Annotated in this window: 15 protein-coding genes and 1 pseudogene; 14 read left to right on the forward strand and 2 right to left on the reverse strand. The window is 39.4% G+C overall.

Going from position 1 to position 11,252, the window contains the following annotated elements:
- Nucleotides 1-181: 181 nt before the first annotated feature.
- The 9 genes from B5D55_RS01675 to B5D55_RS01725 all read left to right on the forward strand — a co-directional run bounded on the left by B5D55_RS01675 (nucleotide 182) and on the right by B5D55_RS01725 (nucleotide 6,708).
- The gene (locus tag B5D55_RS01675; RefSeq protein ID WP_234975355.1) at nucleotides 182-655 is read left to right on the forward strand and encodes a cyclophilin-like fold protein; all 474 of its coding nucleotides are present in this window, start codon (nucleotides 182-184) and stop codon (nucleotides 653-655) included.
- Nucleotides 656-916: 261 nt separating this feature from the next.
- Nucleotides 917-2,671: a 1-deoxy-D-xylulose-5-phosphate synthase gene (locus tag B5D55_RS01680; RefSeq protein WP_078932238.1), complete on the forward strand. Its 1,755-nt coding sequence runs from the start codon at nucleotides 917-919 to the stop codon at nucleotides 2,669-2,671.
- Between the two features lie 17 nt (nucleotides 2,672-2,688).
- Entirely contained in the window at nucleotides 2,689-2,826 is a 138-nt protein-coding gene (locus B5D55_RS01685) for a hypothetical protein (RefSeq protein WP_234975356.1), read from the forward strand.
- A 131-nt stretch (nucleotides 2,827-2,957) separates the two neighbouring features.
- Nucleotides 2,958-3,485: a flavodoxin gene (locus B5D55_RS01690; RefSeq protein WP_078932239.1), complete on the forward strand. Its 528-nt coding sequence runs from the start codon at nucleotides 2,958-2,960 to the stop codon at nucleotides 3,483-3,485.
- 148 nt (nucleotides 3,486-3,633) lie between these two features.
- Nucleotides 3,634-3,897, forward strand: a complete 264-nt coding sequence (locus tag B5D55_RS11665; RefSeq protein ID WP_234975357.1) for a flavodoxin — start codon at nucleotides 3,634-3,636, stop codon at nucleotides 3,895-3,897.
- 204 nt (nucleotides 3,898-4,101) lie between these two features.
- Complete coding sequence (locus B5D55_RS01700) at nucleotides 4,102-4,542, forward strand: mobile mystery protein A (RefSeq protein WP_078932240.1); 441 nt, start codon at nucleotides 4,102-4,104, stop codon at nucleotides 4,540-4,542.
- A 6-nt stretch (nucleotides 4,543-4,548) separates the two neighbouring features.
- On the forward strand, nucleotides 4,549-5,136 hold the full coding sequence (locus B5D55_RS01705) for a mobile mystery protein B (RefSeq protein WP_078932241.1): 588 nt from the start codon (nucleotides 4,549-4,551) through the stop codon (nucleotides 5,134-5,136).
- Nucleotides 5,137-5,183: 47 nt separating this feature from the next.
- Nucleotides 5,184-5,978 carry a DUF4405 domain-containing protein gene (locus B5D55_RS01710; RefSeq protein ID WP_078932242.1) on the forward strand — a complete coding sequence of 265 codons (795 nt, stop codon included), beginning with the start codon at nucleotides 5,184-5,186 and terminating at the stop codon, nucleotides 5,976-5,978.
- 325 nt (nucleotides 5,979-6,303) lie between these two features.
- A complete protein-coding gene (locus B5D55_RS01725; RefSeq protein WP_078932244.1) occupies nucleotides 6,304-6,708 on the forward strand; it encodes a GNAT family N-acetyltransferase in 405 nt (134 codons plus the stop codon).
- Nucleotides 6,709-6,763: 55 nt separating this feature from the next.
- Here the strand turns inward: B5D55_RS01725 and B5D55_RS01730 are convergent.
- Both B5D55_RS01730 and B5D55_RS01735 read right to left on the reverse strand, forming a co-directional pair.
- Nucleotides 6,764-7,045, reverse strand: a pseudogene (locus B5D55_RS01730) (TfoX/Sxy family protein); the annotation flags it as partial.
- 53 nt (nucleotides 7,046-7,098) lie between these two features.
- Complete coding sequence (locus tag B5D55_RS01735; protein WP_159446123.1) at nucleotides 7,099-7,446, reverse strand: DUF3024 domain-containing protein; 348 nt, start codon at nucleotides 7,444-7,446, stop codon at nucleotides 7,099-7,101.
- 82 nt (nucleotides 7,447-7,528) lie between these two features.
- Between B5D55_RS01735 and B5D55_RS01740 the strand changes: the two genes are divergently transcribed.
- The 5 genes from B5D55_RS01740 to B5D55_RS01760 all read left to right on the forward strand — a co-directional run.
- A complete protein-coding gene (locus tag B5D55_RS01740; RefSeq protein ID WP_078932246.1) occupies nucleotides 7,529-7,756 on the forward strand; it encodes a hypothetical protein in 228 nt (75 codons plus the stop codon).
- A gap of 6 nt (nucleotides 7,757-7,762) precedes the next feature.
- The gene (locus B5D55_RS01745; protein ID WP_078932247.1) at nucleotides 7,763-8,236 is read left to right on the forward strand and encodes a GNAT family N-acetyltransferase; all 474 of its coding nucleotides are present in this window, start codon (nucleotides 7,763-7,765) and stop codon (nucleotides 8,234-8,236) included.
- Nucleotides 8,237-8,681: 445 nt separating this feature from the next.
- Nucleotides 8,682-9,605, forward strand: a complete 924-nt coding sequence (locus B5D55_RS01750; protein WP_078932248.1) for a DUF1848 domain-containing protein — start codon at nucleotides 8,682-8,684, stop codon at nucleotides 9,603-9,605.
- Nucleotides 9,606-10,080: 475 nt separating this feature from the next.
- Complete coding sequence (locus B5D55_RS01755) at nucleotides 10,081-10,653, forward strand: GNAT family N-acetyltransferase (RefSeq protein WP_078932249.1); 573 nt, start codon at nucleotides 10,081-10,083, stop codon at nucleotides 10,651-10,653.
- Between the two features lie 50 nt (nucleotides 10,654-10,703).
- Nucleotides 10,704-11,252: phosphotransferase (locus tag B5D55_RS01760; RefSeq protein ID WP_078932250.1), on the forward strand; the 549-nt coding region annotated here is incomplete at its 3' end.

Here is an 11,252-nt window from a genome sequence, read left to right on the forward strand (position 1 = left end):
ATTTAAGAGGGAGGAGCCCCTCCCTGCGGCCGCACTTCGTTGCGTCCTACCCACCCAGCGGGGGACACCCCCTGCCAAAAATCGAAGAACCGTTAAAAAAAATGCACCGCATTTTTTAGGTTCATCGAAATAACGGCTCGAAAAAACTGGTTGTTTCGCAACGTCCCCAACGGAGGTTTTTATGAAAAAATCACTTTTTCTTCTATTAGTAAGCATCTTTATTGCATCTTCTGCTTGTGCCTTAAACACGGTCAATGCAAATGCAGACAAAGGAGAACTTTCTGATATGAAAATTTCAATTCAAATTACAAGCGACTCAGGAAGCCACAAACTTACTGCAACACTGGTAGACAATTCTTCTGCCACCGCCTTTTACAATATTTTGAAAAAGGCCCCTGTCACAATCAAAATGAGCGACTACAGCAATTTTGAAAAATACGGACCAATTGGAACTTCACTTCCCCGAAACGATACACAGATTACTACCACAGCAGGCGACATCATTTTGTATCAGGGAAACCAGATTGCAGTTTACTACGACACTAACAGCTGGAACTTTACCCGCCTTGGTAAGGTGGATGGAGTAACACAAGCCGAACTCAAGAGAATTCTTGGAAAAGGTGATGTGACTGCTATTTTTTCTGTAATGGAATAGAATGAAATGCTTTTGAAAAAACTAAACGCGCTCGATAAAGGGCGACGTTACGAAAACTGGTAATAGATTTAACATCTGGTAATAAATTTAACATAAGGAGTTAGGATAAAAAGCAGACTAAAATAACGTCTGCTTTTTATCCTGACAAGTTTCCGTTGGAAACTTGCATATCAATCGCAGCTCCTCATTTCATTGCGGAGCTACATAAAAAGTCAAATCGGAAATTGAAATTTCCTCATTGACTTTTTATAGGAGACTATTATGATTTTAGACAACATTAATTCACCAAAAGATTTAAAGAAGTATTCTGTTTCAGAACTGGAAACTGTGGCAGGTGAAATCCGCGAAGGTCTTTTCAACCGCCTTACAAAAATTGGCGGACACTTTGGACCGAACTTTGGTTTTGTAGAAGCAACAATTGCTCTTCATTATGTTTTTGACTCTCCAAATGATAAATTTGTATTTGACGTTTCCCACCAGGCTTATGCTCATAAAATGCTCACAGGCCGAAAGGCCGGCTACTTTGACGACAACCGCTTTTCAGAAGATTCTGGCTATACAAATCCAGATGAAAGTGAACACGATTTTTTTAACATCGGGCACACTTCTACTTCAATTGCACTGGCTTTAGGTCTTGCAAAAGGAAGAGACATTCTAGGCAAAAAGGAAAATATCGTTGCAATCATTGGAGACGGATCTCTTTCTGGCGGAGAGGCACTGGAAGCTTTGAGTGTTGCAGGAAGCGAACTTAATTCAAATTTCATTGTGGTAGTAAACGACAATGAACAGGCAATAGCTGAAAACCACGGCGGGCTTTATAAGAATCTAAAGGCCCTCCGCGACTCTAACGGCAAATCTGAAAACAATATGTTCAGGGCATGGGGCTTGGATTATATCTACGAAGAAAACGGAAATGACATTGCTTCATTGATTGCGGTTTTTGAAAAAGTCCGGGATTCAAATCGTCCTGTTGTTGTTCACATTCATACACAAAAAGGTAAAGGATACGAACTGGCAGAAAAAGACAAGGAAGGATGGCACTGGTGCGTTCCATTTGACCGGGCAACCGGAAAACCGACCTTTAATTTTGGGAGCGGTGAATCGTATTTAGGCATGACCAGCCAATATATAGTTGAAAAGGCTAAAAAGGACAAGGATTTTGTAGTAGTAACTCCTGCTATGCCCATGTCTGTGGGACTTGGTCCTGAAGAGCGGGCTAAGCTTGGAAGTCAGTACATTGACACAGGAATTGCAGAAGAAGCCGCTGTTGCCATTGCGTCGGGAATTGCCCGCCGGGGTGCAAAACCTCTTGTTGTGACAAACATGACTTTCTTACAGCGTGCCTATGACCAGATTTCTCAGGACGTGTGCATCAACAAAACTCCTGTCACCATGCTTATGAATTATTCATCATTTGACGGACTTACAGATGTAACCCATCTTGGCATATTCGGTCTTGCAGCCTTTACAAATATTCCGAATCTTGTAGTGCTCTGCCCTTCAAGCGCAGAAGAATATATTTCCATGCTGGACTGGAGCATTGACCAGAAGGAAAATCCTGTCTTAATTTTAATTCCCGGCAATGACGTTAGCCACCGCCCTGCAGATAAAGACTACGGCGTACTGAACCGCTTCAAGATTGAAAAGCAAGGAGAAAAAGTTGCCATTATTGCGCTGGGAGATTTCTTTCAGAAAGGAGAAGAACTTGCCTCTGTAATCAAGGAAAAATGTGGATTCACACCAAGCCTTATAAATCCTCGTTTCGCTTCCGGCCTGGACGAAGAACTTCTGCATGGTCTTGAAAAGAATCATCAGCTTGTCCTTACGCTTGAAGACGGAATCCTTGAAGGCGGATTCGGACAAAAAATTGCTTCCTTCTATGGACCAAACAAAATGCTGGTAAAAAATTACGGCCTCGAAAAACAATTTTATGACCGCTACAATCCTGATAAACTTTTGCAGGAATGTGGAATGACGACCGAGCAGATTGTGGAAGATCTCAAATCAATTTTATAGGAAATCAAGAGACAAATATGGCAGAAAAAATTACACAGACAGCAGGTCGGGATCAGCTTGGAGACTTTGCGCCTATGTTCGCTCATCTGAACGATGATGTACTCTTCTGCGAAGTATGGAATGTAAGCGAAGAAGATTATGGAAAATTAAAGTAAGGGCGTTCGTCGTTCGCTGCGCTCGCGCCGCCGGGCTTTTCGCACTTCGCCTATTCGGCTCATCCCTCAGGGACTGCCTGTGGCAGGTGCTACAATCCCTAACGCAAAAAATTATTTACGGAGAAAACTTTATGAAAAAACTAATTCTTACACTTCTAATTGGAGGATTTATTATGACAGGACTTTCTGCAAAAACGGCATTCGTTTATTTTAGTGCCACAGGAACAACCGAACGCATGGCAAAAAATGCAGCAGAAGCAATGGGAGCCGACATTTTTGAAATCCAACCCGTTCACAAATACACCGACGCAGACTTAAACTGGCACGACAAAAAATCCCTTTCTTCGATTGAATGTAACGATTCGAAAAGCCGTCCTGCCATTGCAAACAAAATCGACATTTCAGGCTATGACACTGTTGTGGTATGCTATCCAATCTGGTGGGCTTATGCGCCAAAAATTGTTTACACCTTTGTGGAAAGCCAGAACTGGAATGGCAAAAAGCTCATCACTCTTTGTACCAGCGGTGGAAGCGGTCTTGGTCGCAGCGGAAGTGACCTTGCAAAATTTTCTAAAGGCGCGGACTTTAAAGGCGGAAAAGATTTTACACGAGGCTCTGGCGCAGATGTTAAGAAATATATTGAAGGTTTGTTGAAATAAGGGCGTTCGTCGTTCGCTACGCTCACTTACCGAGTTTTCTTTTGCTCACCAAAGGGTTCGCATTTTGCTACGCAAAAACAAGAAAACTCGCTATGTCGGGCTTTTCGGGGTTCCGCACTTCGCTAACGCTCATCCAGCGAAGGTTACCGTGGCGGCGGCTGGAACGACTTTGGAAAAAATCTTCGTTCTGCTTATCGTGCTGCTATGCCACAAAACAAAAATCGACTCAAAAAAATGGGCAGAGTATGATACAATAATCTTAGGTTATCCAAACTGGTGGGCAAGCATTCCAATGCCGATTGCAACCCTTTTGGAAAGCTACGATTTTTCAGGAAAAACAATTATGCCATTCTGCTCTCACGGAGGCGGAAGATTCGGCCAGAGCCAAAGCTTGCTCCAAAAGCAAAATTGACATCCGGGCTTTCAATCCATTATTCCGGCGGCTCTTCTCTTTCAAAAGATGTAGAAAAATGGCTTAAAAAATGCGGAGTATCACAAAAATAGCATAAAGGTTATATAATATTGAATACTATATAATAGAAAAGTAATACTTTAAGTTGAATATATAACCTAAATGTTCTATAATACTATAAAATTATAATGTATAGGTTATTATATGGATGCAAGGGTTTTACAAATCAGAGCTTTGGATAAGAAAACTTCTGACTTAAAGAGTGCAAAAAATATAGTTCCTCAACCTTCCGGCTGGATAAAAACAGTGCGCGAAGCAATCGGAATGACTGTAAGCCAGCTCGCCACTCGTCTTGGAGTTACTCAGCCGCGAATTACAAAAATGGAATCTAATGAAGACAATCTAAAACTCTCAACCATGAAGAAAGCCGCCGAAGCTATGAATTGTGAATTTGTGTATTACTTTAAGCCTAGAACAACTTTCCAGAATCTTGTTGATGAACAGGCCCAAAAAAAGGCTGCAGAAGTTCTGAAAACCGTAAATGTGAATATGGCTCTTGAAAATCAGGAAATTGCAGAAGATGAAGCAGTAAAAGATTTTGCCACTGATTTGATAAACACAAAAATCAAACAGATTTGGGATTAATGATACATGGACATTTTTGAAGCAGACGATAATTCAACACCTCTTACGGCAGAAGAGAAAAATGGTCTCAAACTGAAGTGGATAACACTGCGTTCGGAACTAAACGAGGCAGAAGCTAGAAATATAGCACAGGCTCAGCTCTGGCTTGCAGCTAACAAGAAAAAGGATGTTTGTTCCGATACATTCTTGCGAAAACTTCATAAAAAAATGTTTTGTGATGTCTGGATATGGGCAGGCGAATATCGAACTACTGAAAGAAATATTGGCATTGCACCATATCAGATTCCAATGAAACTTATGCAGCTTTTTGATGATTTAATTTTTTGGATTGACAACAAAACATATTCAAATCAGGAAATTGCAGTCAGACTCCATCATAAGCTTGTTCAAATTCATCCCTTCCCAAATGGCAATGGACGGGTTTCCCGTCTTATGGCAGATTTAGTACTCCGAAAACTTGAAGGAAAAACTCTTTATTGGGGAGATACGAATCTTGTAGACGTTTCAGAAGTACGCAGAAAATATATTGATGCTCTTAGAAAAGCAGACGCAGGCGATTATACAGATTTGTTGAATTTTACAATGAAAAAATAAAGGTAGAATTGTTTATAAGTCAATTGTTTTTTAAGATATAATTAAATATGAATAAATTAAATAAAATCAGCCTTCCGCTTGACATTATGATGACTCTAGTTTCAATTGTTCTCATGGGCGGAAACTATCTCTTTCCGGCAGACATCGTTCACGAAATCTTAGGCGTGGCTCTGTTTGTCCTCTGGGCTATTCACATTTTTTTGAACCGCCGCTGGTATGCATCGCTCGCGCAAGCGAGCAAGTCAATAACTTCTACTAACGCAAACGACCGAAGGGCGTACGGAGCAATTTTCAAAGGAAAATACAATCCCTACCGCGTAATGCAGACTGTCATAAACTGCTGCATTTTGATTTGTACAATCTTTCTGATGATAAGTGGAATCATTCTTTCAAATCAGCTTTTTACTTTTTTAGGAATTGAAAAAGGTCTGGGGTTTGCCCGCATTGCGCACCTTTTGGCAAGCCACTGGTATTATCTTTTTATGTCACTGCATATCGGACTGCATGTGGGGGTGATTACAAATAAAATGCGTCATCCTGCCCCCATCAACTGTCATCCTGAACTTGTTTCAGGATCTTCTACAAATGAGATGCCGAAACAACTTCGGCATGACAAACTGCGCAAAACCATTCCGCGTATTATTCTTGCCCTGCTCTGTGCTTACGGTCTTTACGCCTTCATCACTCGCGGAGTCTGGAAGTATCTTATTCTTCGCCAGCAGTTTTTCTTCTTTGATCTGGAACGGGGCTACATCCTCTTTGCTTTGGACTACATTTCTATTATCATATTATTTTCTACAATCTTACATTTAATAGCATCAAGATTAAAAAAGAATCGATAAATCAGGAGATTAAATTGCAATTATAATAAATATTCGTTACACAGGAAAAAAGGGTGCCGCCCAAGCCTTTGCCCGCGAAATGATTTCCAGCGGAACTGTTGAAAAAATCCGCTCAGAAAAAGGAAATCTTCGCTATGAATACTACCTTCCTTTTGGCGAAACCGCGGACAGGGTGCCATCGAAGCCATTGCAGCCAGCGGCTTAAAAGAAATGCCTGGAATAACAGGAAGCGCTGACGAAGCCGCAGAACTATTTGCAAAGGGGCAGCTCAAACCAAACTTTGAGGCTAAGTGCAATCACCATGGGGAACATCATAACAACTAATATGAACATAGTGTATAAAGACATCAAAGATTTTACAGAGAAAGAACTGGAAGACTTATTTCTTTCTGTCGAATGGTCTTCAGGTCATTTTCCAGATAAACTTGTTATAGCAATGAAGAACTTCAAAACCGTTTATTCTGCATGGGACGGAAATAAACTTGTTGGCATGATTTGTGCAATGGATGATGGCATCATGAATGCCTATGTTCATTATCTTCTTGTAAATCCTGAATATCACGGAAAAAAAATAGGACGAACTCTTGTTGATATGGTAAAACAACATTACAAAGATTACTTAAGGATTGCCGTAATTGCCTATGACAAGGAAGCCCATTTCTACGAAAACTGCGGTTTTACTAAGAGTAACGATGCTTCTCCTATGTTTATTACATCTTTGTGGACTTAAACCTGTACTTCATCCCCAGACTACACATAACTCAACTGGTCGCCCAGGATTTCTTTCATCTGGCTTTCTTGGCTTTCTTGGGTTTCTTTTCCGGAAGTTCAGCATACATACCTTGCATAAGTTCCTGAATCAGAGACTTATCATCAAAACTGTCAAATACATGCATCAAAGTCTTTGACTCTTCATACGGATAACGCAGTTCGGAATCTACAAGCAGTCTGTCCGATGTGGGAGTTCTTTTCAAAAACAGCTCATCACCGCAAACATCACCTATCAGCTTACCGTTAAAATATACAAGGTATCCGCCCATCATAGATTTTATGACAATCTCGCCAGCTTCAGAAAAACATTCGCGAACATATTCATTAAATCATGAACCATGATTACATATTATCCCCAGAAAGCACCACTTTGATCTTCATCTACAAACCGGAAAACACTTTCTATATCTTTATGAAACATTGCAAGTTCATAACAGTGCCATTTCATATCCCGGCGCATCCAGAATAATTTCCAGTCATTAGAAGCTTTCCGATAAGTTGCTTTTGCAACATCAATGTTTATGTAACCGTCTCCCATAAACTGTTTTCTTTTTTCGTAAATGATTACACTCTGACCTTCCACACGATACTCACATTTTACCTGGTCGATGTGCTCGCCAATCATTTCATTTCTTTTGCCAAGATATTTATCTGCCGCGATTTTGATTTCTGATAATTGCCACTCTGTAAATGCCATAATTTTTTCCTTTTCTGCATTATAGCAGAGATTGTTCTTCAGAACACTGATTTTATCCTTATTTCGTGCTAAAATACATCTCATGGCAAGTATTTTGATAAAAGACACAACCCGCGAGCAGCGTGAACAGATTGTTCGCGAATCACTGGGCGATGATTATGATGTAGGCTGCGGCTATGAATCTACCGGAATCAATTATCAGCTGTATATCGACGGAATAAAAGAACTTCGCGAACTAAACATGGAAGCAAACTGCGGTTTTGAAGTAGCTCACCCGGAAGAAAGAAAATCCGGCTGCACAATGGTGTAATAAGAAATGAACTGGACAATTAAAACTTTTGACCAACTTACATCCAAAGAAATCTACGAAATCCTCAGATCGAGGGCAGGAGTTTTTGTAAAAGAACAGAAAATCAGCTATGTAGATCCTGACGGTGTGGATTACAAAAGCTGGCATATTTTTGCGATGGACAACGACAGAATCTGCGCTTACTTGAGAGCTTTTAAAGATGGCGAAGACACTATAAAAATCGGCCGGGTTCTCACTCTGATTCACGGAAAAGGAACCGGCACTCAGCTTATGAAATATGCAATCAGCGAACTAAAGGCTAAGATCGGCTGCAAGAAAATCATCATGGACGCCCAAAGCGGATTTTTTGTTTATACGTCGCAAAAAGAAAATGGAACAAACGAACAGGACGAACCTGCCAAAATCAAAAACTGGACGCTAAAGCCTTTTGCAGGTAAGACGGTAATGCTGACGAGTATTCAGACATCGACATCGGCATAAAAGGGCTTCCTCCACAGAAATTTTTTGCAACACATTCAATGCTTGAAGATGCTACCGGCAAAACTGTCGATTTGGTTGATTTTGATGAAAAGCCGCAGTTCTTTGACCTTTTGAGCGATTTGGGAGAGCTTCATAAAATTGGATAAGGTTGCAAAAACAAAGAAACCGATTTTCTGTCTTATGATTTACGGCTTTTGCTTACTGAATATATGGGATTCTGGCATTTCTATCACCACACTTACGGGTACACAATCAAATGGGAAAAATTTTTACACCTTTTTTTAGGCTTAACTGATTTTTGGCAGACTATAAAAAGTGCAGTCAGTAAATACATTGAAAAATGACTTTGAGAACAGTTCACACAAAAACAGAAAAAACAAACTCAATTTACCCCTCTACCCCTAAACCCTTTCCACCACCAATAAAAATCACTACAATTTTTTATATGATACTCAGCGCATCGCGGCGAACAGACATTCCGGCTTTTTTCTCTGACTGGTTTTATAAAAGAATCGAAGAAGGTTTTTTTATGGTCAGGAATCCGATAAACGTTCACCGGGTGTCAAAAATTTCCATTTCTCCGCAAAATGTCGAGTGTTTTGTTTTCTGGACAAAAAATCCGTCTGATGATTTTATTACGACTTTAAAAAAACTGGACAATCTAGGCTACAAGTACTATTTTCAGTTCACAATTACATCTTATTCACAGGATATAGAAAAAAACGTTCCACATAAAAAGGAAATAATCGAAAAATTCATAAAGCTTTCGGAACAGATCGGCAGGGAAAAAGTTATCTGGAGGTATGACCCCATAATTCTGACTGAAAAGTACAATATGAAATATCACATAAAATATTTTGACTGGATTGCAGAAAACCTGCACAATCATACTGACAAAGTCATAATCAGTTTTGTTGACTGTTATCCCAAAATCAAAAAAAGGCTTACCGACGGACAGATTATTGAACTGAACGAAGGGCAGATGAAAAGTCTTGCAGAAAACTTTAAAGCGATTGCTCAAAAATACGGTCTTCTGATTGAATCCTGCTCGGAAAAAATAAATCTTGATGACATCGGAATTCCGCACGGACACTGTATTGATGGCGAACTGATAAACCTTATCTGCAAAAAAGAATTCGTCCACGAAAAAGACAAAAATCAGCGAAAAGAATGTGGCTGTGTAAAAAGCATTGATGTTGGGGCGTATAACACCTGTATGCATAACTGCGCATACTGCTACGCCCTCAATAATTATAATTCCCTAGAACAGATAAAACAAAATCCTTCCAGCCCCCTGTTGTGCTCGGAACTTACTGCCGATGACAAAGTTACTGACAGGGAAGTGTTAAAGTTGGAAGAAAAAAACTGATTCTTAATCCTGAAACAGCTCCTGTCTTTGCTAAATTTTTCAAATGATTCAGAGTTTTTTTTGTAAGATTTAACATATTGCCTAACTTGTTTGAAGCCGTCTCATTTTTGACAAACCTAAAGAATCGTGGTAATATATCGATGTTGACAGATTCAAAATGTGTCAGAATCCTTTCCTTGCCGTACAGAAAAAAATTATAACTAAGCGTACGGTCTATCCTAACTAGATTTTTTAAATACTCTACCTACATTGACTGCACACTCTAGCTAGAGTATACTCCCTGTTACTGAAGGTTTTCACACCGTAAGCCAGTATGTCACGGTTCGTAAGATAATATGTTGTGATTTGTAAGATAGTATCTTATAGTTTGCAAGATAATATGTTACAGTTCGTAAACAGGTAGGTTACAGCCTGTAAACCAGCATGACAGAAGTTACCGCAAGCGTCATTCCGAACTTGAAGGAATAAGAAATTTATGAACAAAAAAATCACAATCCGTCCGGAAGAACATAAAGATTATAAAAGCATAATTTCGCTGATTTTGCGTTCGTTTCAGGAAGGAACTGATTATTCAGATGGAACCGATATTATCGCTTTAGTAGAGGAAATTAGGGATTCAAAATATTATATTCCTGAATTGTCTTTTGTGGCAGAATTAGATGACAAAATTGTAGGACACTTTCTTTTCTCGCACTTTCCGCTTTCGCCCACAAAACAAGGCGGACATAGCAAAGAGGCAAAGTCAGACATTGTCATGCTGGCACCGGTGTCTGTTCATGCAGATTATTTTCATCAGGGCATAGGAAGCAGCATGATTAAAATGGGAATTGCAAAGGTAAAGGAAATGGGCTATAAAGGAATAACTGTTGAAGGAAATTTCAATTTTTATAATAAAGTCGGATTTAAAACATCATCAGAATATAATATTTTTCCGACAAGCGGCTGGCCAATGGAAGAACCACGCTGTATGATGTGCCAAGAAACCTACAAAGGCTCCCTTTCTGGCATTCAGGGCTATATTGTTTATGACATGTATTACAATGCGTAAAATTTAAGGTCATGATACATAATTTTTTATGGGAGAAAAACAAGAAGAATATGAAACTAATCGGAAAAGGGAATACCGCTGAAGTTTATGATGCCGGCGAAGAAAAAATATTAAAGCTGTTTGTAAAGGGCTATCCAAAATTTGCCGTTGAGCATGAATATAAAAACGCAAGAATAATGCAAAGTTTTCATCTTCCTGTTCCAGCCTGTTTTGAAATGACTGAAGTGGACAATCGATATGGGATAGTTTATGAAAAAGTTTCCGGCTGTGATTTGTATGAATACATGATTAAGAACAACGCCGGAAAAAAAGGAATTGAGATTTTTTATAATCTGCAGAATCAGATTCTAAATTGCAAATGCAATGAATTGATGTCCTATAAAGATTTTATAAAGATGATAATCGGCGACAAATCACCTGAAACAATCAAAAAACTTGATAAACTTCCTGACGGAGAAAATATCTGCCATGGAGATTTTCATCTTTGGAATATTCTTATTGATGATAGCGGAAAAGCAAAAGTGATTGATTTTATGAATGTCTGCCGCGGTCCAAAATTGTATGATATTGCAAGAACTTTTTATCTGCTTAAAGGAGAC

It is taken from the genome of Treponema porcinum (assembly GCF_900167145.1).
GTDB lineage: Bacteria > Spirochaetota > Spirochaetia > Treponematales > Treponemataceae > Treponema_D > Treponema_D porcinum.